Source organism: Pseudomonadota bacterium, from assembly GCA_016719885.1.
GTDB lineage: Bacteria > Pseudomonadota > Gammaproteobacteria.
Genome location: JADJYF010000004.1, coordinates 292,723 through 311,519, shown reverse-complemented (window position 1 = coordinate 311,519; position 18,797 = coordinate 292,723). Strand labels below are relative to the sequence as shown.

Genomic DNA, 18,797 nt, shown 5'->3' with positions numbered 1-18,797 from the left:
GTGCGCTCAGGTCTTGTCGTTGCGTTCGAAATCGTTGATCGCTTCCTTGGCGAGGCGGAAAGCCTCGACACCGGCCGGAATGCCGCAGTAGATCGCGACCTGCATCAGCACCTCGCGAATCTCATCCTTGGTCACGCCGTTGCGCAGCGCGCCGCCGACATGGGTCTTGAATTCGGTCGGGCGGTTCAGGGCCGACAACATGGCGAGATTGATCATGCTGCGCACCTTGTGCGGCAAGCCCTCGCGTCCCCACACCGCGCCCCAGCAGTACTCGGTGGTGAGACGCTGCATGGGCATGTTGAAGTCGTCGGCCGCGGCCAGCGCCTTGTCGACGAATTCCTTGCCGATGACCGCCTTGCGGATCTCGAGGCCACGCTCGTACAAATCGTCGTTCATGCTGTTCTCCCGTCTCGTGCGTCTATGGGTGATGCTGCGTGGGCGCGCGGCCCACATGCAATGCGCAGGTGCGAATTCATTCGCACAATGAATATCCGGCCCGAACGGCGCTCCGGCGCCGCGTCTCAAGCTTCCAACAACGCGCTCAAGCGCCCGGCGTCGTCACTCTCGGGCAGTTGCTCGATGCATTGTTCGATGGCCTCGGCACGTTGCGCGCCGAGCGCCTCGCGCACCGCCGCGCGAAAGCGCGCACGCACTTCCGCCGGTTCGGCGTTGACCACGTTGTCGAGCCGTAATGCACGCTGGCTGCCATCCTTGAAACGGATGTCGACCTCACCACCCTGCAGCAGCGGGTAGGCCGCCGTCATGGCGTCGTCGACGTCGAGGCGCATGAGGCCGATGAGGCGATGCAGGCGCGCGTCGTTCAGCAGCGCGAAGTTTTTTTCCGTCACGCCGCGCTCGATGAGCGCCGCCGCGACGTTGTACTGGATGCTCATCTTGGCCTGCAGGATGTGCGCGAACGGGCCGCCGTGATCGCAACCCGGGTAGAGCTTGCCGGCGCGCGGTACGCGCACCGCGATGGCGGCGATGTCGTCGAGTGCGATGGCCGTCTCGCGCGCGAGGCGCAATGCCGCCTGGCTCGCGGTCTGGGCGAAATTACAGGCCGGCACCGGCTTGTGATAGACCGACAGGATCTCGGGCGCGCCGGCGAACATCGCCATCGGTGGCGCGGCCGCGTTTGCCGAAGGCCGCGAACAAGCCCGCCTCGCCGTCGAGGGCGCTGGGCGAGGCAAATGCACCGGCTTCGGCGAGGCGCACCGCCATCACCGCGTTGCGCGCGGCGCAGCCGGCCTGGAAGAACATTTCGCTGCCGCCGGTATGCGCCCACTGGTTGTAGCCGACGGTGGTATTGGCGCCGAGCGCGAGCGCGCTGGTGGCGGCATCCTCGTCGAGTTGCAGGAGACGCGCGCCGGCGGCGGCGCCCGCGAACGGCCCGGTCACGCCGGTCGGCCGGTGAATCTTCGCGACTTCGGCATCCATCACCGCGCGGCCGAGCTGGCCGCCCGCTTCGTAGCCGACCACCGCCGCGGCGATGAATTCCCGGCCGCTGACGCGGCGCGCTTGCGCCAGCGCCAGCAAGGTCGGCAACACGATGATGCCGAGATGGCTGATGCTGCCGGAGTGCATGTCTTCACGCACCAGGCCATGACCCATGACGGCGTTGGCGAAGGCCGCCTCGGCGGCGTTCACGCGCCCCGCGGCGCCGATGATGCTGGCGCCGCGCGCACCATCGGCGAGCGGCTCGGCCAGTGCGCGGGCCTGGCGACTCCAGGGCAGGTCGCGCGATTCGAAGGCGCAGCCGACGAGGTCGAACAGGCACACCTTGACCTTGTCGATGACCGCCGCCGGCAAGGCTTCGATGCGCATCGCGCGGAGCTCGCGGGCGACCTGGCGGGCAAGCGGCGCCGCCTCGGCGGTCGCAAGGCTGGGGCTGGCAAGCGTCATGAGCGTCTCCCGCTAGCGTTGTTCACAGCTTCGCGCTCAGCCGCGCACCTCGACCCCGGCCCACGACTCGATGACCTTGCACATCGAGGTGAAGTCCGAATCGGCGCCGTACATGGCATTGGTGACGGCCAGCATCTGGCGCACCGTCGCGCCGCACACCATCGGCACGCCCAGCGCTTCCGCTTCGTCGATGCACAGGCGCACGTCCTTGTAGGAAAGTCCGGTGGCGAAACCGAAATCGAAGGTGCCGGGCAGGATGGCGCGCGGAAATTTGTCCTGCGAGGCGCTGTTGCGCCCGGAGCCTGCGTTCAGCACGTCGAGCATGACCTTGGGATCGAGGCCGGCCTTCACGCCCATCACCATCGCTTCCGAGGTCAGCGCGATGGCGGCGGCGGCGAGCAGGTTGTTGGCGAGTTTCATGGTCTGCGCCTGGCCGGCGCGTTCGCCGAGATGGAAGGGCTTGCCGAACAGCGACAGTATCTCTTCGAGTTCCGCGTAGACCGCCTTGGCGCAGGACACCATCACCGCCAGCGTGCCTTCGCGCGCGCCCTTCAGGCCGCCGCTGACCGGAGCATCCACGTAGACGATGTCACGCGCGGCGAAAGCGTCGGCCACGTGGCCGGCGGTGCGCGGCCCGATGGTGGAGAAATCCACCACGCGCCTGGCGCGGGCGCCGTGCACGATGCCGTCGGCGTTGAGCGCGGCGTCGCGCACGATGTCGGGATTGGGCAGGCTCAGGAACACGACGTCGGCGGCATCACCGACGGCGCGCGGCGAGGCGGCGGCCTTGGCGCCCTTGGCCGTGAGCGCGGCGACGGCATCGGCACTGATGTCATACACGTGCACTTCATGGCCGCGCTCGAGGAGGCGCGCACCCATGAGACTTCCCATGCGCCCGATGCCGACGAATCCGTAGACCTTGTGCTGCATGACGACCTCCCCAAGTGTCAGAGCAAGGATAGTAGCCTCGACGGGCGCGGCGCGGCATCCCCTTTGTGGGCAGCACCGGCGCGGAAAACCTGCCGTCAGCCGGCGCGCATTAAGGGGAAGCCATCACACTTCGTCCGGATTTATCACTTATTAACCCGGCCTGCCCTGGCGCGCGCGGCAAGGCATCTGAAATCATTCGAGTCGAGGCCGATGACCGTTCAAGGTCAAGACCCGAAGCCAACCACCGTTCGAAAAGGACAGTCCCATGCGCCGCACCCTCGCCCTCTCGTTCGCCGTCTCGCTATTGTCCGCCACCGCCGCGCAGGCCGTGCCGCTGTTCAGCGACAACTTCGACAGCGAAGCCCTGGGCCTCAGTACCGGGCTGGACAACTGGACGATCAGCGATGGCACCATCGACGTCATCGGTGCCGGCGGGTCCTTCGATTTTTATCCCGGCAACGGCCACTATCTCGATCTCGACGGTTCGTCGGGCAACGCCGGCAAGATTACGACCAACACCGCGTTCAACCTGTTGCCCGGCACCTACACCCTGAACTTCCAGCTCGGTGGCTCGACGCGCGGCGACAGCAACTCGGTGACGGTGGCGCTCGGCAGCATCTACAGCGAAGTGTTCACCCTCGCTTTCAACGCCGGCCTGCAGAACATCACCCGCACCATCACGCTGGCCGCTGCCGCGGGCAGCGGTGCGCTCAGCTTCGAGAACGCCGGCGGCGACAACCTGGGCCTGATCCTCGACGATGTGAGCCTGGATTTCAGCCGCGTGCAGACCGACGTGCCGGAGCCTTCCAGCCTCGCGCTGCTGGCCTTGGGCGGCATCGCAGGCGTGGCGCGCCGGCGTCGCGCTCGCGGGTGATGGAGGCGGCGCGCCAGCGCCGCGACGCACATCGCGAGGACGCGGGATTGAGTGTGCGAATGAACTCGCACCTGGAGGCTCATCGAGTGACAGTGGCGCTCGAAAAGCTCGGGTAAGCGCGCTAGGCTGGGCCTCGAACGCCAGCCTGCCGCCATGTCACGAGCCTCTCATCCGCGCAAGCCGCGGGCCGCCAAAAGCCGCCAATCCAAATCGCGCGCCAGCCCACGCAAGCCGGCCGGCGCGCAACCGCCATCGAGCCGTCGCTCCCCCGTCGTTCCGCGACACATCTTGTGGCTGGCGCGTATCACGCGCCTCGCGCGCGTGCCCAGTGCGGTGTACCTCCTGATCGGCGTGCTGCTGTCGCTGGTGTTGGTGCCCGGCGTCAACTGGCTCTACCAGGTGGTGCGCAAACCCTCGGAGCTGTTTTTCCCGGTCAGCGACGACTTGTACAAGACCCCGAGTGAAACCTGGCGCAGCTACGGGCCGCTGTTTCTCGCCCATTCGACCGCCATCATGACGCCCGAGCTGCTGGCCGCGCTCGCGCAGAAGGAAGCCTCGGGCAACCCGGTGGCGCGCACCTACTGGCGCTGGTCCACCACCCTCAACCTGTTCGAGATCTACCGACCGGCATCCAGCGCGGTCGGCATGTACCAATTCACCGACGGAACGTTCGAAGAGGCCAAGCGCTACTGCATCCACGATCACCGCGTGGTGGCCGACGGCCCGTGGCACGACATGCGCAGCTGCTGGTTCAACAATTTCTATGCGCGGGTGATCCCGTCCCATGCCGTCGAACTCGCATCGTCGAACCTCGATCGCAGGGTGCGTGAGATCCTGTCACGGCAGCGCATCGGCCATGCGAATGTGCGCCAGCAGCAGGAGCTCGCGATCCTCACGCACCTGTGCGGCGCCGGCGCCGCCAACCGCTATGCGGCGCGCGGCCTGCGGCTCACGCCGGGCCAGCGCTGTGGCGATCACGACCCGCGCCAATACATCGAGCGCGTGATGGGCCTCACCCAGGTATTTGCCCGGCTGCGCCAGTAGGGGCGTGCGCCCACCGCGGCGTATCATGACCGGCCACAGTGTTCACACCCGCCACAGCCGAAGGGAGATGCATCGATGATGACGGTCGCGCAGATAGGCCAGGTCCATGTCAAAGCCACCCAGTTCCTGCACCCGCAATGCGTGGACGTGCTCAGCACCGGCATCCGTCACGATCGCGAGTTCGCGCTGGTCGAGGCCGATGACAAGTTCGTCTCGTCGGACAAGCATGGCGATTTCTTTCCGCTGCGCTTCGACTTCGATGCCGGCGCCGACCAGCTGACCCTGAGCTTGCCCGACGGGCGCTGCGTGCGCGGTCCGGCCGCCGGCAGCGGCCGACGCTTTGCCGTCAACCACGCCGGCTTGCGCGACATCGACATGGCGGTGGTGGAAGGACCGTGGAGCGAGGAGCTCTCGCAATTCGCCGCGCGCCCCATGCAGCTCGCGCGCTGCACGCTCGGCAATGGCGGCGTCGATGTGTTGCCCATCACCTTCGTCACCACCGGCTCGCTGCGCCGCCTGGCGCGCGAAGTCGGCGCGCCGGTGGACGCGGCGCGTTTCCGTGCCGGCTTCGTGTTCGAGAACAGCGTCGAGCATGAAGAAGACGCGTGGGACGGTCGCCTGGTCCAGGTCGGCGCCGCCACGCTCAGGGTTCGCACGCCGGTGCCGCGCTGTGGCATCACGGGCTTCAATCCCGCCAGCGGCGTGCGCGATCAGGAAGTGATGCGCGGCTTGATCAAGTACCGCGAGAAAGCCGCGTTGCCGGACGGCATGCTGCCCGGCTACGCGACGCCCGGCTTCGCCACCTATGCCGAAGTGGTGAAGCCCGGCCGCGTGCAGGTCGGCGACAAGGTCGAATTGTTACCCTGAGCTTGAAGTGCTGTCGCTGACAATTCGTTCGCACATTGCATAGTCAGGCTGAAGCCTGACCCACACAGAGCGCAGCGCCATTGGACTGGCCTGCCCCCGCGCCATTGTGGGTCAGACTTCAGTCTGACATTCAAACAAGCCAGCGCGGAACCGTCAGCCGCAGTGCTTGCGCACGAACGCGCCGATGCCGTCGATGGCTTCCTGGCCCTTGTCGAGCATCGGTGCGAACAGATGCCAGACATGGATCATGTCGGGCCACACTTCCATGGTGACATCGACGCCGGCAGCCTTGAGCTTGGGCACGATGCGCGTGGTGTCATCGAGCAGGGTCTCGGCGTCGCCGACCTGGATCAGCAGCGGCGGCAGGCCTTTGAAATCGCCATACAGCGGTGAGGCCAGCGGATTCCTGGTATCGGCGCCCTGCAGGTAGGCGCCAGCCATTTCCAGGAGCGGGCCTTTCTGCACCATCGGGTCGACCGCCGCGCGGCTTTCCATCGAGGCGCCGGTGCCTTCCATGTCGGTCCACGGCGAGATCGGTATCGCGCAGCCCGGCAGCGCGTCGCCCGCATCGCGCAGCGCCAGCAGCGTGGCCAGCACCAGTCCGCCGCCGGCCGAATCCCCCGAAATGGCGATGCGCTTGGCGGCGATGCCCTGCGCCAGCAACCAGCGATAGGCGGCGCAGGCGTCTTCGACCGGCGCCGGGAAGGGCGCTTCAGGGGCGAGACGGTAATTGATGGCGAGCACACGCCGACCACTGGCCTTGGCCAGGCGCTCGAGCATGGCGCGGTGCGAATCGACCGAACCCAGGAGATAACCGCCACCGTGCAGGTAGAGCACGACGCTGTCCTGCTTGCCGTTGGCCGGCGTCAGCCATTCGGCGGCGACACCGCCGGCGCTCACCGCCGCTGCGCTGACATCGGGCAGGCTCGGCACCGACTTGCCCATGGAATCGAGGGCCTGGCGCATTTCGGCCAAGGACGCGCCCGGCTTGATCAGCGGGTTCTCCTTCAGCATCGTGCAAATCATGTCTATCTGGGCATTGGCCATGGGGATCTCCTTGTGTGTGGCAGTGATGAATGGGGTGATGATAATCGACTCTGTGGGTCGGACGTCAGTCTGACAATCATCGCCATTGAAACGATGCGCCACACCTTTGAATGTCAGGCTGAAGCCTGACCCACAACAGGAGCACTCCGTGATTTCAACTTCACCGGCAAATGCTTCAAGCCGCCGACGAAGGTCGATTGCACGCGCTCGATGGGGCCGGTGATCTCGATGCCATCGTAGCGCGACAGCAGTTCTTCCATGGCGAGCCGGATCTCCATCTTGGCCAAGGGCCCGCCGAGACAGAAATGCGGCCCGGCGCCGAAACCGAGATGCAGGTTGGGATGACGCGTGACGTCGAAGTCGTAAGGCCGCTCGAACACTTCCGGATCGCGATTGGCCTACGGAAACCACAGCATCACGCGCTCGTTCTCGCGCACGGTCCGGCCGCCGAGCTCGGTGTCCTGGGTCGCGACGCGCATGAGTGAAATCACCGGGTCCGACCAGCGCACCATCTCCTCCGCCGCGAGGCGCAGCCGCCGTGGGTCTTCGCGCAGCAGTGCCATCTGCGCGGGGTTTTCCAGCAGCGCCAACACGCCGCCCGAAAACGCGTTACGCGTGGTTTCGAATCCCGCCAGGATGATCTGCACGGCGTTGTAGGTGACCATGCGCTGGGTGAGCGGCTGCTTATCGATGCTGGCATTGGCCAGCGCCGTCAGCGGGTCGGAAAACGGACAGCCGCGACGTTGCGAGGATTCGCGTTCGGCATAGGCCTGCAGTCGACGGAAACCGTGGATGACGGTCTCGGCCACCGTGCCCACCTGGTATTCCGGATCGGTGCCGCCGATGGCCTGCTTGCCCCAGGTCAGCATGTCGTCCCAGGCATCGGTCGGCAGGGCGAGGATGTCGCAGATCACCGCCATCGGAATGCGCACCGCGAGATCCGCCACGAGGTCGATCTCGCCATGCTCGGGCAGCGCATCGAAGATGCCGGCGATGAGTTTGGCCGTGCGTTGTTCGCCATCGGCCAGCGCCTTGGGCAGGAACGGCGTCGAGATCACCTTGCGCACCGCGGTGTGACGCGGCGGATCGATCATCGCGACGTTTTCGCCGACGCCCCAGGCCTCGGCGGCGATGGCCGCCATGGCATCGTCGATGACGGGGAACACGCCTTCCCGCTCGGAGCTGAAACGGGTGGCGTCGTTCAACACGGTCTTGATGTCGGCGTGGCGGAACACCGACCAGTAGCCGCGCCCGTCGGGGCTCGCGGTCCAGTGCACGGGGTCTTCGACGCGCAGGCGATCGAACAGTGCGTAATGCGCGCCGGTCGCGAAAAATGCCGGGTCGTTCAGTTGCTCATCGACATGCATCGCCGCCGCGCCCTCGCAAAGGATGTGCTCGAGCCGATGGTCACACAGCGTGCGGATAGCGACAAGCCGCCGCCGGATGCGGCGCCGCGATGCGCGCCGCGCGCCCCGGGAACAGCTTCTCGCGCAGCGTGCCGCCCTGGTACTCGGTCTGCATGCGGCCACGGCGTTGCAGCACCGGCACCACCGCGTCGATGAAATCCTCGTAGCTGCGCGGCAAGGTTGCGTAGGACAGGTTGAAGCCATCGATGCCCTGCGCCACCCATTCTTCCAAGGTGTCGGCTATCTGTTCGGGCGCGCCGACCAGCACCGGCCCGGCGCCGCCGATGCCGACGAAGCGCGCCACGTCGCGCAGCGTCCAGCGGCGACTGCTGTCGCCGGCGGTGAAGCTGTGCAACACCGTGCGCACCGCGTTGGTGTCGATGTATTCGATCGGTTGATCGGGCTCGTAGTGACTGAAGTCGATACCGGTCCACGCACACAGCAGGGCCATCGCGCCTTCGTAGCTGACCTGGGACAGGTACTCGTCATACTTGGCGCGCGCCTCGGCCTCGCTGCCGCCGGTGATGATCTTCATGTAGGCGAAGCACAGCACGTCGTCGGGACTGCGCTTGAAGCTCGCCATCCTGGCGCGCACCGTGCGCGCGTAATCGCCCGCCACGCGCGGATTGGCGCCGATCACGAACACGCATTCGGCGTTCTCGGCAGCGAAGGCCGTGCCGCGCTCCGAGGCGCCGGCCTGGAACAGCACCGGCGTGCGTTGCGGCGAGGGCTCGCAGATATGGCAGCCGTGCACGCTGTAATACTCGCCGTCGTGATCGATGTCGCGCACCTTGCGCGGGTCGGCATAGATGCCGCGCTGCTTGTCTTTCAACACCGCGTCGTCGGCCCAGCTCTCTTCCCACAGGCGATAGCACAGGCGCGTGTATTCGTCGGCCATGGCGTAGCGCACGTCGTGATCCGGCAGGTTGGTGAGCCCGTAATTGCGCGCCGCGCTCTTGGTGAACGAGGTGACGATATTCCACGCGACGCGGCCGCGGGTCAGGTGATCGAGCGTCGAGATCAGGCGCGCGAAGGTGAAGGGGTGATACTGCATGATGGAACTGGTGTAGCCGAAACCGAGATGGCGGGTGGCGGCGGCCATGGCCGGCACCAGCAGCATCGGATCGTTGATCGGCAGGTGCGTGGCCTCCGTCAAGGTCGCATCGCGATTGCCGGCATAGACATCGTAAGGGCCGACCACGTCGGCCAGGAACACCGCGTCGAAGCAGCCGCGCTCCAGCAGCTTGGCGAACTCGGTCCAGTGTTCGAGAGAGGTGTAGTCGACCATGTGGTCGTCCTCGCGCGTCCACAGGCCCGGTGACATGTGCGTCACGCAGTTCATGCGGAAAGCGTTGAAGTACATGCGCGTGGCTCTCATCATCGGTCTCCTGCCGGGCGGCGCGCACCGTGACGCGCCGCGAAGGCGTATTTATATCAACAGGACGCTCGCGATGGACAACTCACGGTTCGAGGGACAGGTGGCGATGGTCAATGCCGCCGCCGACTCCGGCATCGGCGCGGCCATCGTGCGCGCACTGCTGGCGCGCGGCGCCTGCGTGATGGCGACCGATGTCAGCGCCACGCGCGTCGCGCGACTCGAGCAGGCGCTCAGCGAGCATCACGCGTCTGGACGCTTTGTCACCGCGGTGGTCGATGGCGGCGACGAGACGGCCGTGCAAGGCGCCGTCGCGCGCTGCGTGGAGAAATTCGGGCGCCTCGACAAGCTCGTCAACAACATCGGACTGAATCGCCTGTCGCCGCTTGCCGCAACCTCGCTCGCCGACTGGAACCACGTGCTGACCACCTCCCTGACCTCGCATTTCCTGCACATCCGTCACGCGTGGCCGTGGCTCATGGCCTCGCGCCAGGCCAGCGTCGTCAACATCGCCTCGCTGGCCGCCGAGCGCCCGACCGCCTTCGGTGAAGCTGCCTACGCCGCGGCCAAGGCCGGTATTCTCGGCCTGACGCGCGCCGCCGCCGCCGAGGGCGCGCCGACCATCCGCGTCAACGCCGTGATGCCGGGCCTGGTGTGGAACGACGAGCTGTCGCGCGCCGTCGCCGATGAATACATCGATGCCTATCGCAGCCGCTCGCCCCTGGGACGCCCCGGCACGCCGGAGGAAGTGGCCGAGGTGGTGTTGTTCCTGGCGTCCGAGGCGAGCGCCCACGTGAGTGGTGAGGTCGTCCGCGTGGCGTGCTGAATCGCTCGCGTCGGCGCCTTCATAACTGACCCCGGTCAGCTTGCCGCGCGCCGCCCTCGCTACGCTTGAACGAGGTCGACATCTCGCGTCGGCCGTCACGCGGAGGGATCTATGTCTTGCAAATCCTGGCTCGCCATCGGCGCGCTGGCCACCATCATCGTTCACGCGCCGCGCGCCACGGCGGAAGCCGTGCCCTACTGGGTGACGGACGCCGTCGCACATGTCGACATCTTCACCGGCTCACCGGATGTCGTGCAGATCGATCGCAGCGGCGACACCGAATCGCATATTGATGCGCTGTACGCCAAGGGCGATGCGACAGCCGACCTCGGCTATGCCAGCGTCTTTACCGAGGCCCAGGGCTCACCGGGGCCGGCGCTGATCTACATCACCCACGCCGTCGCGCGCGCCGATGCGGAATTGAACGGTCTCGCCACGGGCCGCTACCGCGTGAGCTTCAGCTACAGCGTGCTGTCCATGGGGCCGGGCCTCATACTCGGCAACGAAGCGGCGGTCGGCTACCAGTTCGGCAATTCCGTGGTCGAGCTCAAGGGCACGGCGGCCGGCGTGTACAGCGCCGATATCAACCTCGACGACGGCACCGGCGCCGATGACAACTGGATAGCGTTCTTTGCGTGGTCGGAAAGCCATTCCCAGAACGGCACGACGGCGGGCAATGCCACCTTGAGTGATGCGAGCGTCATCCGGCTGCCCGATCAACCGACCCTGCCGACGCCGCTGCCGGGCGGTCTCGCCATGCTGGTGCCGGCACTGGCGACGCTGGGCGTGCTCGGCCGTCGCGCGCGCGGCTGAGGGCGAACGCCTGCAGGGCCGCCACCGCATGGGCGGTGGCGAACACGCGGCGCCTGTCGGCGACCACGCTGCCGCGCGCTTGCGGCGACGCCGTGTATTCGCCGGGCGCGGTCACGCGCAGGCACGGCGCGCACGGCCATGAACCGTCGGCGAGTTGCATGGCGAGCAGGCGACGCGCGGCCGCCGTGCAGGCCGCATCGAAACCACCCTCTGCGACGGCGGCGCTGAGCGCCATCGCCGCCTGCGGACAGGCCAGGCCGCGCCCGAGCAAGGCCGCCAGCGCAGGCGCCGCTTGCGCCGGCAAATCACCCAGGCGCGCGTCCAGCCACAGCGCATAGGCGTCGTCGTTCCACCAATAGGCCGGCAGCACGCCGGCGCGCCGCTGCTTCGCGAGCCACGCCGCGCAGCGCGCCGCGCGGCGTGGCGACCATCGCGCCGCAGCCAGACCAGCACCATCGCCGCGACCTCGGCATGCGCGGCGTGCCAGCCGTGGGCCGGCGCGGCGGCGACCTGCGGCACGTAGGTGGGATAGCCACCGTCGCCACTCTGCGCGGCGGCGAGACTTTCGGCGATGAACGACGGCAGCGACAGGTCGAAACGCTGCGTCACCATCAGGGCCTGCGCGCTGCTGTCGCAGTCCACCGCCACGCGCCGGTTGTAACCCCAGCCGCCATCGTCGGCGCCATGCGCCGCGAGGTAAGCGGCGGCGCGGCGCGCGAAGCCGTCGAGCGCCGGCACCGCTTCGACCACGAAGCACACGTGCGCCGTCAGCCAGTCACTCGACGCACCGGGATAAAGACAGAAACCTCGCAGGCTGCCGTCGCGCCGCTGCTGCGCCTCGAGAAAGCCGACGGCGGCGGCGATGGCCTCGTCGATGCGCGCGGCGCTCGGCGTGGCATCGGCATGCAGCAGTGCGCGCGGCGGATGACGCAGCACAAAGACCGCTTCGCTGACGCGGTCGCCGAGCGCGCCGGCCAACAGCGCAAGGCTGCGTCGCAGCCGCCGCGCGCTCAGTTCAAGAGCGTGCGACATAGCTGCAAGCTGCGCGCATGGCTGAGCGGATGCCAGGCATGGGCCGCCTCGAGCGTGGCGGCCAGCGCCGCAGCCAGCTCACGTTCGATGTGGCCATGCACGACGGCGCCGGCGCTGACGCGCGCGAGACCCCGCGCGAGGTAGGCCACGGTGGTCGCCACGTCGATACCGCGGCCCTTGCCGAGAAAATGATTGGGCGCGAGCGCGGTCAGGTCCTCGGCGATGTCGAGCGCGTCGTCCCACACCTGGCACAGGCGCGCGAGCGCGGCGTACAGCGGCCGCGCGCGCGAGACATCGCCACCTGCGGCCACCTCGCCGATGAACATCACCGGGCCGGTCTTGGCAACGAAGGGATCGGCGCCCTGGCCGAGCACGCTGCGATACATGGCGTCCAGCATTGCGCACAGGCGTTCGATGCATTGCGGCTCGCCGGCATGGCGCACACCCGCGAGCGCCAGGGCCCGATCGAAAAGATGCACCACGCACGCGGCGGCGGCGTGTTCGGAGCGCAATCGCGCGTTGTCGTCACCCGGTGTCTTCAAACGCTGCGCCAGGCGTTGCGGCGCGAGGGCCTCGACCAGCGCCAGGCGCGGGATCGGCGCTTCGTCGATGGCGGTATCGAACAGCGCCACGGCAAGGTTGAAGGCCGCGCCTATCTCGAGGGCCTCGAGCCGCGCGGCGCCGGTGCCCGGCCCGAGGTCGGCGAGCGCCGATCCCCACCACGCGATGCGCGCGAGTTGGCCCGCATCGCCGCGCCCGCGCACATGGCGGGCGATGTCCTCGAGGCGCGCGCTCACGCAGAATGCCGCGAGCTGCTGTTCGTCCCAGCCCGGCGCGACCTGGTCCTGGCTATCGACGTCCGCCAGCTCGGCGCGCACGGCCTCGATGATGCGCAGACGCGCAACGCCCGCACAGCCGAGACGACGCCGCAACCACATGCGTGTTCACCAGATGCTGGAATCGCTGAGCACGCTGCTGGCCGTCACTTCACCGCGCAACACCTCACTGCCGATCACGACGCTGACCGTGCCGGTCACCGAATCGAGATCGAGGATCGCGCCGCCGCCGACATCGTCGAAGCTGTCGGCCGGCAGGGTGATGGTCACGCCCACCGCCCATTCCTTCAGTTCGCAATAGCTGGCACTGTTACAGGTCTTGCTGCGCGTGGCGGCGCCCGGCCCGCTGCCGCGATAGACGTTGGTGATGGAAATGGACGAGGCCGCCTTGCGCACCCAGTCGGTGACGGTGTTGCCCCAGATGTTCTTGGTCTGCTCGCGATGATAGACCGTGACTTCGGTGCCTATGCTCTTGTACACCAGGGCGTTGTTCTTCCAGGCTTCGACCTCGGCTTTCCAGTCGCCGGCCTTGGTGAACAGGGTGATCTCGCTGGCCATGGTCCTCTCCTTTCAACGTGCGGGTGACGTGGAGTGATGGGTGACGCTGCGTGCCCACGCTGAGCATAGGAGTGGCTGTCAAGACGCCGCAAGCGCGGCGCGGGGTGCAAATCCATGAACGGTGATGGCCGTCGTAGCTTTGCGCCGCGCGATGCGCGCGGCATGACCGGTATCGGTGGCATGCGCGGCCAGCGCGCAAGCAACGGGAGGCACGCATCGCCATCGCGGGCCAGACTGGCGCCCGGCCGAAGGTACGCCGCAAGAAGGATGGGCATCGCGCCATGACACTGTCTTTGTTTGCCGACGAGCCGCGCCAGACCTTGAGCGAGGGCGCCTGGCTGCTGCGCGGCTTCGCGCTGGCCGAGGCCGCCGCGCTCGTGGAGGACATCGCGGCGCTGACACGCCGCGCGCCGTTCCGCCATCTCGTCACGCCCAGCGGCCATCGCATGTCGGTCGCGATGAGCAACTGCGGCGCGCTGGGCTGGGTGTCGGACCGGCGCGGCTATCGCTACCAGGCCTGCGATCCGGACAGCGGTGAACCGTGGCCGGCGATGCCCGCCGCGTTCAGTGCACTCGCGCTCCGCGCCGCGCGGGCCGCCGGCTTCGAGGACTTCCATCCCGATGCCTGCCTCGTCAATCGCTATGCGCGCGGCGCACGCCTGTCGCTGCACCAGGACAAGGACGAAGGCGACTTAAGCCAACCCATCGTGTCGGTGTCGCTGGGCGTGCCGGCGCGTTTCCTGTGGGGCGGCGCGCGCCGCCAGGACAGCCCGCGGCGCATCGCACTCGCGCACGGTGACGTGGTGGTGTGGGGTGGCCCGGCGCGGCTCACCTACCACGGCGTGGCCGAGTTGATGGAGGGCCAGCACGAACTGACCGGCGCCTATCGCTACAACCTCACGTTCCGCAAGGCCGGCGCCGGCTAAGGATCAATGCGCCGGCGGCGCGAGCGACTCGCCGCGCGCGGCGATGTGCGCGGTGACGCCATGGTCGTCGCGGATGCGCTGCACCAGCGCCTGCTGCGCATCGGTCTCACCGTGCACCAGCACCAGGGGCGGCTTGGTTTCGAAATGCCCATACCAGCGCGACAGCTCGCCCTGGTCGGCATGGGCGGAAAAACCTCCCAGGGTATGCACCTTGGCATTCACACGTATGGTCTCGCCCCACAGGCGGATGTGCTTGGCGCCGTCGACCAGCGCGCGGCCCAAGGTGCCGCGGCCTTGAAAGCCGACCATCACGATATGGCAGTCACGCCGCCACGCATTGTGTTTAAGATGATGCTTGATGCGCCCGCCGTTACACATGCCGCTGCCGGCCATGATGATGGTGCCGCCGGCGGCGCGGTTGAGCGCCATGGACTGCGCGGCGGTGCGCGTGAAGCTCAGGTTGGGCAGCACCGGCAGGCGCCGCTGGCGACCGAACAGCTCGCGCGCCTCGGCATCGAACAGCTCGCTGTGACGCAAATAGATCTCGGTCGCTTCGATCGCGAGCGGACTGTCGAGCACGATGCGCCAGTGAGCGAGATCCCATTCCTTGAAATAGCGACCGAAGAGGTACAGCAGTTCCTGGCTGCGGCCGACGGCGAAAGCCGGGATCAGCACATTGCCACCGGCCGCGTCCGCTTCGCGTAATACCGCCGCCATCTCGTCCAGCGTTTCGGCCTGCGAGCGATGCGGCCGATCGCCGTAGGTGCTTTCGAGGATCACGAGATCGGCGGCGCTGAGCATGCTCGGGTCGCGCATGATGGCGGCGCCGCTGTGGCCGAGATCACCCGAGAACACCAGCCGGCAGCGCCGGCCCTTTTCCTCGAGCTCGAGTTCGACGATGGACGAACCGAGGATATGCCCGGCATCGTGCAGGCGCAGGCTCACGCCCGGCACGATGGTATGGGTTTCGTTGTAATTCAAACTCACGAAGCGCTGCATGGCGCGCTCGGCCTCGCGACGCGAGTACAAGGGCAGGCGCGGCGCCAGGCCTTTGCGTTCGCGCTTGCGGTTCTCCCATTCGACTTCCTTCTCGTTGATGAAGGCGGCATCGCGCAACAGGATCTCGCATAGATCGCGGGCCGCGCCGTGGGTGTAGATCGGGCCGCGGTAACCGGCCTTGACCAGCAGCGGCAGGCGGCCGGCATGGTCGATATGGGAGTGACTCAGCACCACCGCGTCGATGCTGGCGGGATCGAAGGCGAACGGCTCGGCATTGCGCGCCTCGTCGCTGCGACTGCCTTGCACCAGGCCGCAGTCGAGCAGCACGCGCCGGCCACCGACGGTCAACAGGTGACAGGAGCCGGTCACTTCGCCGGCCGCGCCCAGAAACTCTATGTGCATGGATGAACACCCCGCTACGCTACGGGCAGTGTACGCCCTCCGGCGGGCGCCGCTTCGCCGTCAAAGCAGCCGCGGACGATCGTCCAGCTCGTTGCGCGCCGCGCCGCCGGCGGGAAAGTTCGCGGCGAGGTGGCGGCCGATGGCGGCGATGCCGTTGACCACGCCGGCCTCGTAGTGACCCTCGCGAAACGCCGCTTCCATGTCGCGACAGATGGCTTCCCATGCCGACGGCGGCAGGCGTGCGGCGATACCGCGGTCGGCGACTATCTCGACGTCCCTGTCGGCCAGCAGCAGGTACACCAGCACGCCGTTGTTGTGCTCGGTGTCCCACACCCGCAGCTGCGAAAACACTTCGAGCGCGCGTTCGCGCGGCGCCTGGTCGTTGAGCAGCGCGGGCACATCCAGCGCCGCTTCGACCACGAACCGGATCTCACCGGCATGGCTTTGCTCGCTGGCCTTGATGGCCTCTTCGATGCGCGTGAGGCTGCGCTCGGGAAACGCGCGACGCAGATGCGCGTGGCGAGTGGCGAGATGACGGCACAGACGATTGAAGCGCATGTTCACCAGCGCCCCGACGCGCCGCCGCCACCGAAACCACCGCCTCCGCCGCTGAAGCCACCGCCGCGTCCGCCGAAGCCACCAAATCCGCCGCCGCCCAAGCCGCCCCTGCCGCGCCCGGGCAGGCCGCCCATGAGTGTGAACAGCGACGCGAACACGCCCACCATCAGCGCCAGCAGCAGGCCACCGAGCAGCATCCAGCTGATGAGCGACACCGCGCCGCCGGTCACGACGGCGCCGGGCACGCGGCCGAACATCACGCGCGACGCTTCGCCGATGAAAAGAGTGAGGATGAACAGCACGGGAAAATATCGCGACAGGCCGCCGCCCTGGTCACGCTCGCGGGCGGGCGGTGGCAGGGCTTCGCCGTCCATGACTTTCATCATGTGCGTGACGCCGGCCGCGACGCCGCCTTCGAAATCGCCGCGTTTGAAATACGGCACGATGATGTCGCTGACGATGCGCTTGGCGGTGGCATCGTTCAGCACGCCTTCGAGGCCATAGCCGACTTCGATGCGCAGCGCGCGATCGTCCTTGGCGATGACCAGCAGGGCGCCGTCATCGATGCCGGCGCGCCCAAGCTTCCATTGCTCGGCGACGCGCAGCGCGTATTGCTCGATGGTCTCGGGCGCGGTGGTGGCCACCATCAACACCGCGACCTGGCTGCCCTTGCGCGCTTCGAATGCCGCCAGGCGCTGCTCGAGATCGGCGGCGACCGCGGCGCCGAGCGTAGCCGTGAGATCGGTCACGCGCTGCTCGAATCTCGGCACCGCCACTTCCGCGCCGGCGGCCGCGGCCGTCAGCAACAGCAGCGCGGCCAGCACCGCCCGCCACGCCTTCATGGCATCACTGTGCGCCGCCACCCGCCGTGCCGGGTTGCGCGGCGGGCGCGGGCGCGGCATTGCCGAAATCGACGGTCGGCGGCTTGGCGATGGCGGCTTCGTTCTCGACCGTGAAATTCGGCTTGGTCTTGTAGCCGAAAGCCATGGCGATGAAATTGGTCGGGAAGGACCGCACCGTGACGTCGTATGCCTGCACGGCCTTGCTGTAGCGGTCACGCGCCACCGCGATACGGTTCTCGGTGCCCTCGAGCTGCGCCTGCAGATCGCGGAAGTTGGCATCGGACTTCAACTGCGGGTAGTTCTCCGACACCACCAGCAGGCGCGACAGGGCGGTGCTCAATTCCCCCTGGGCGGCCTGGAACCTGGCGAAGGCCTCAGCGTCGTTCACCAGCTCCGGCGTGGCCTGGATGCTGCCGACCTTGGCGCGCGCATTGGTCACGCCCAGCAGGATGTCTTTCTCCTGCGCGGCGAAACCCTTCACGGTGTTGACCAGGTTGGGAATGAGATCGGCGCGGCGCTGGTACTGGTTGATGACCTCTGACCAGCTCGACTTGACCTGCTCATCGGTGCTTTGCAGGGTGTTGTAACCGCAGCCGCTGAGCGCCAGCGACAGCACCAGGATCAAGGCGGGCAGCAATCGACGCATGACGGTTCTCCATGAAACGGATCCATTGCTCGAATCCGTCAATTGGGGACGACCGCCATCAATTGCAATGGCGATCGACGAAGACCAGCAACGGGGTCAGTCGAGAAACGCCGCATTCACCGCCAGCTTGGCGCGCGTGCCTTCCGGGTCCAGCGCCGAGGCCTTGTCGAGATCGCCGATCTCGGCCGGTACGAACCAGTGCAGGCGATCGGGCTCATCGTGGTAGGAGGCCCACACCGCTTTCGCGATTTCCACCGGCTGGATGAGACGGAACATACCGCTGCCGGCGGCGGTGTGGCGCAAGGCATCGGGGATGAGCGGCGTATCAATGAGTCCCGGCAGGGTGTCGGCCACGCGCACGCCGTAGCGGGCGAATTCGGTCGACAGGGATTCGGTCAGGCCTTTCACCGCGTGCTTGGTGGCCGAGTACACCGCGATGCCCGGCATGCCCATGGTCGCCGACGACGAGGACGTCGAAAAACACAGCGAGTTGGGCGTCGCCTTCAACAGCGGCGCGGCAAGGTGAATGCCGTTCAAGACACCGATGAAGTTGACGTTGACCACCGCCATGATGTCCTCGAACGACTGCTCGTCGAAGCGCCCGCCCTTGCCGATGCCGGCGTTGTTGAACAGGAGATCGAGCTTGCCGCCGGTGGCGCTGGCGAATTCCGCCAGCGCGCCGCGATAGGCTTCCCGGTCGGTGACATCGAGACGGCGCACGATGCAGTTGTCCGCACCGAGTTCCGACTCGAGCGCGGCGAGACCGGCTTCATTGACATCGTAGCCGCCGACGAACCAGCCGCCGGCCGCGAACAGGCGCGCGGTCTCGAGACCCATGCCACTGGCGGCGCCGGTGATGAAGATGGATTTGCGCGTGCCTGCCGTCGTCATGCTGATGCTCTCGTGGTTGGATG

22 protein-coding genes are annotated in these 18,797 nt (G+C 67.4%); 6 read left to right on the top strand and 16 right to left on the bottom strand.

What is annotated here, in order from left to right; translation table 11 throughout:
• Positions 1-6 precede the first annotated feature (6 nt).
• The 4 genes from IPM80_05155 to IPM80_05140 form a co-directional block, all read right to left on the bottom strand.
• A complete protein-coding gene (locus tag IPM80_05155; GenBank protein ID MBK8957819.1) occupies positions 7-396 on the bottom strand; it encodes a carboxymuconolactone decarboxylase family protein in 390 nt (129 codons plus the stop codon).
• Positions 397-521: 125 nt separating this feature from the next.
• Positions 522-1,118: an MmgE/PrpD family protein gene (locus IPM80_05150; protein ID MBK8957818.1), complete on the bottom strand. Its 597-nt coding sequence runs from the start codon at positions 1,116-1,118 to the stop codon at positions 522-524.
• Positions 1,054-1,902, bottom strand: a complete 849-nt coding sequence (locus IPM80_05145) for an MmgE/PrpD family protein (protein MBK8957817.1) — start codon at positions 1,900-1,902, stop codon at positions 1,054-1,056. Before IPM80_05145 ends, IPM80_05150 begins: the two co-directional genes overlap by 65 nt.
• A 36-nt stretch (positions 1,903-1,938) precedes the next feature.
• Entirely contained in the window at positions 1,939-2,832 is an 894-nt protein-coding gene (locus IPM80_05140; GenBank protein ID MBK8957816.1) for an NAD(P)-dependent oxidoreductase, read from the bottom strand.
• A gap of 265 nt (positions 2,833-3,097) precedes the next feature.
• On the opposite strand from IPM80_05140, the gene IPM80_05135 reads away from it, so the two are divergent.
• The 3 genes from IPM80_05135 to IPM80_05125 all read left to right on the top strand — a co-directional run bounded on the left by IPM80_05135 (position 3,098) and on the right by IPM80_05125 (position 5,617).
• On the top strand, positions 3,098-3,706 hold the full coding sequence (locus IPM80_05135; protein MBK8957815.1) for a PEP-CTERM sorting domain-containing protein: 609 nt from the start codon (positions 3,098-3,100) through the stop codon (positions 3,704-3,706).
• 153 nt (positions 3,707-3,859) lie between these two features.
• Positions 3,860-4,750: a transglycosylase SLT domain-containing protein gene (locus tag IPM80_05130; GenBank protein MBK8957814.1), complete on the top strand. Its 891-nt coding sequence runs from the start codon at positions 3,860-3,862 to the stop codon at positions 4,748-4,750.
• Positions 4,751-4,825: 75 nt separating this feature from the next.
• The gene (locus IPM80_05125) at positions 4,826-5,617 is read left to right on the top strand and encodes an MOSC domain-containing protein (GenBank protein ID MBK8957813.1); all 792 of its coding nucleotides are present in this window, start codon (positions 4,826-4,828) and stop codon (positions 5,615-5,617) included.
• Between the two features lie 153 nt (positions 5,618-5,770).
• On the opposite strand, the gene IPM80_05120 is transcribed toward IPM80_05125, so the two are convergent.
• The 4 genes from IPM80_05120 to IPM80_05105 all read right to left on the bottom strand — a co-directional run bounded on the left by IPM80_05120 (position 5,771) and on the right by IPM80_05105 (position 9,451).
• Entirely contained in the window at positions 5,771-6,664 is an 894-nt protein-coding gene (locus tag IPM80_05120; GenBank protein MBK8957812.1) for an alpha/beta hydrolase, read from the bottom strand.
• A gap of 113 nt (positions 6,665-6,777) precedes the next feature.
• Positions 6,778-7,044 (bottom strand): cytochrome P450, encoded by a 267-nt coding sequence (locus IPM80_05115; protein MBK8957811.1) that lies wholly within the window; start codon positions 7,042-7,044, stop codon positions 6,778-6,780.
• A gap of 18 nt (positions 7,045-7,062) precedes the next feature.
• On the bottom strand, positions 7,063-8,031 hold the full coding sequence (locus IPM80_05110) for a cytochrome P450 (protein ID MBK8957810.1): 969 nt from the start codon (positions 8,029-8,031) through the stop codon (positions 7,063-7,065).
• Positions 8,032-8,071: 40 nt separating this feature from the next.
• Complete coding sequence (locus tag IPM80_05105; protein MBK8957809.1) at positions 8,072-9,451, bottom strand: LLM class flavin-dependent oxidoreductase; 1,380 nt, start codon at positions 9,449-9,451, stop codon at positions 8,072-8,074.
• Between the two features lie 70 nt (positions 9,452-9,521).
• Between IPM80_05105 and IPM80_05100 the strand changes: the two genes are divergently transcribed.
• Together IPM80_05100 and IPM80_05095 are read left to right on the top strand one after the other, a co-directional pair.
• Complete coding sequence (locus tag IPM80_05100; GenBank protein ID MBK8957808.1) at positions 9,522-10,271, top strand: SDR family oxidoreductase; 750 nt, start codon at positions 9,522-9,524, stop codon at positions 10,269-10,271.
• Positions 10,272-10,382: 111 nt separating this feature from the next.
• Positions 10,383-11,084, top strand: a complete 702-nt coding sequence (locus IPM80_05095; GenBank protein MBK8957807.1) for a hypothetical protein — start codon at positions 10,383-10,385, stop codon at positions 11,082-11,084.
• 111 nt (positions 11,085-11,195) lie between these two features.
• On the opposite strand, the gene IPM80_05090 is transcribed toward IPM80_05095, so the two are convergent.
• The 3 genes from IPM80_05090 to IPM80_05080 are packed head-to-tail and all read right to left on the bottom strand — an operon-like array spanning position 11,196 to position 13,510.
• Entirely contained in the window at positions 11,196-12,116 is a 921-nt protein-coding gene (locus tag IPM80_05090) for a hypothetical protein (protein MBK8957806.1), read from the bottom strand.
• Positions 12,095-13,054 carry a hypothetical protein gene (locus tag IPM80_05085; GenBank protein MBK8957805.1) on the bottom strand — a complete coding sequence of 320 codons (960 nt, stop codon included), beginning with the start codon at positions 13,052-13,054 and terminating at the stop codon, positions 12,095-12,097. The genes IPM80_05090 and IPM80_05085 overlap by 22 nt, the downstream gene beginning before the upstream one ends.
• Before the next feature lie 6 nt (positions 13,055-13,060).
• On the bottom strand, positions 13,061-13,510 hold the full coding sequence (locus IPM80_05080; GenBank protein ID MBK8957804.1) for a hypothetical protein: 450 nt from the start codon (positions 13,508-13,510) through the stop codon (positions 13,061-13,063).
• Positions 13,511-13,791: 281 nt separating this feature from the next.
• On the opposite strand from IPM80_05080, the gene alkB reads away from it, so the two are divergent.
• A complete protein-coding gene (gene alkB / locus IPM80_05075) occupies positions 13,792-14,436 on the top strand; it encodes a DNA oxidative demethylase AlkB (GenBank protein ID MBK8957803.1) in 645 nt (214 codons plus the stop codon).
• 3 nt (positions 14,437-14,439) lie between these two features.
• On the opposite strand, the gene IPM80_05070 is transcribed toward alkB, so the two are convergent.
• The 5 genes from IPM80_05070 to IPM80_05050 form a co-directional block, all read right to left on the bottom strand.
• The gene (locus IPM80_05070; protein ID MBK8957802.1) at positions 14,440-15,837 is read right to left on the bottom strand and encodes an MBL fold metallo-hydrolase; all 1,398 of its coding nucleotides are present in this window, start codon (positions 15,835-15,837) and stop codon (positions 14,440-14,442) included.
• A 60-nt stretch (positions 15,838-15,897) separates the two neighbouring features.
• The gene (locus IPM80_05065) at positions 15,898-16,395 is read right to left on the bottom strand and encodes a TPM domain-containing protein (protein ID MBK8957801.1); all 498 of its coding nucleotides are present in this window, start codon (positions 16,393-16,395) and stop codon (positions 15,898-15,900) included.
• Positions 16,396-16,397: 2 nt separating this feature from the next.
• On the bottom strand, positions 16,398-17,237 hold the full coding sequence (locus IPM80_05060; protein MBK8957800.1) for a TPM domain-containing protein: 840 nt from the start codon (positions 17,235-17,237) through the stop codon (positions 16,398-16,400).
• Between the two features lie 4 nt (positions 17,238-17,241).
• Positions 17,242-17,883 carry a LemA family protein gene (locus IPM80_05055; GenBank protein MBK8957799.1) on the bottom strand — a complete coding sequence of 214 codons (642 nt, stop codon included), beginning with the start codon at positions 17,881-17,883 and terminating at the stop codon, positions 17,242-17,244.
• 96 nt (positions 17,884-17,979) lie between these two features.
• Entirely contained in the window at positions 17,980-18,774 is a 795-nt protein-coding gene (locus IPM80_05050) for an SDR family oxidoreductase (GenBank protein MBK8957798.1), read from the bottom strand.
• Between the last annotated feature and the right edge of the window lie 23 nt (positions 18,775-18,797).

Coding starts and splice junctions, on each gene's coding strand:
- IPM80_05155 (MBK8957819.1), bottom strand. CDS start 396: ATGAACGACGATTTGTACGAGCGTGGCCTCGAGATCCGCAAGGCGGTC.
- IPM80_05150 (MBK8957818.1), bottom strand. CDS start 1,118: ATGGCGATGTTCGCCGGCGCGCCCGAGATCCTGTCGGTCTATCACAAG.
- IPM80_05145 (MBK8957817.1), bottom strand. CDS start 1,902: ATGACGCTTGCCAGCCCCAGCCTTGCGACCGCCGAGGCGGCGCCGCTT.
- IPM80_05140 (MBK8957816.1), bottom strand. CDS start 2,832: ATGCAGCACAAGGTCTACGGATTCGTCGGCATCGGGCGCATGGGAAGT.
- IPM80_05135 (MBK8957815.1), top strand. CDS start 3,098: ATGCGCCGCACCCTCGCCCTCTCGTTCGCCGTCTCGCTATTGTCCGCC.
- IPM80_05130 (MBK8957814.1), top strand. CDS start 3,860: ATGTCACGAGCCTCTCATCCGCGCAAGCCGCGGGCCGCCAAAAGCCGC.
- IPM80_05125 (MBK8957813.1), top strand. CDS start 4,826: ATGATGACGGTCGCGCAGATAGGCCAGGTCCATGTCAAAGCCACCCAG.
- IPM80_05120 (MBK8957812.1), bottom strand. CDS start 6,664: ATGGCCAATGCCCAGATAGACATGATTTGCACGATGCTGAAGGAGAAC.
- IPM80_05110 (MBK8957810.1), bottom strand. CDS start 8,031: ATGCATGTCGATGAGCAACTGAACGACCCGGCATTTTTCGCGACCGGC.
- IPM80_05105 (MBK8957809.1), bottom strand. CDS start 9,451: ATGATGAGAGCCACGCGCATGTACTTCAACGCTTTCCGCATGAACTGC.
- IPM80_05100 (MBK8957808.1), top strand. CDS start 9,522: ATGGACAACTCACGGTTCGAGGGACAGGTGGCGATGGTCAATGCCGCC.
- IPM80_05095 (MBK8957807.1), top strand. CDS start 10,383: ATGTCTTGCAAATCCTGGCTCGCCATCGGCGCGCTGGCCACCATCATC.
- IPM80_05090 (MBK8957806.1), bottom strand. CDS start 12,116: ATGTCGCACGCTCTTGAACTGAGCGCGCGGCGGCTGCGACGCAGCCTT.
- IPM80_05085 (MBK8957805.1), bottom strand. CDS start 13,054: ATGTGGTTGCGGCGTCGTCTCGGCTGTGCGGGCGTTGCGCGTCTGCGC.
- IPM80_05080 (MBK8957804.1), bottom strand. CDS start 13,510: ATGGCCAGCGAGATCACCCTGTTCACCAAGGCCGGCGACTGGAAAGCC.
- alkB (MBK8957803.1), top strand. CDS start 13,792: ATGACACTGTCTTTGTTTGCCGACGAGCCGCGCCAGACCTTGAGCGAG.
- IPM80_05070 (MBK8957802.1), bottom strand. CDS start 15,837: ATGCACATAGAGTTTCTGGGCGCGGCCGGCGAAGTGACCGGCTCCTGT.
- IPM80_05065 (MBK8957801.1), bottom strand. CDS start 16,395: ATGCGCTTCAATCGTCTGTGCCGTCATCTCGCCACTCGCCACGCGCAT.
- IPM80_05060 (MBK8957800.1), bottom strand. CDS start 17,237: ATGAAGGCGTGGCGGGCGGTGCTGGCCGCGCTGCTGTTGCTGACGGCC.
- IPM80_05055 (MBK8957799.1), bottom strand. CDS start 17,883: ATGCGTCGATTGCTGCCCGCCTTGATCCTGGTGCTGTCGCTGGCGCTC.
- IPM80_05050 (MBK8957798.1), bottom strand. CDS start 18,774: ATGACGACGGCAGGCACGCGCAAATCCATCTTCATCACCGGCGCCGCC.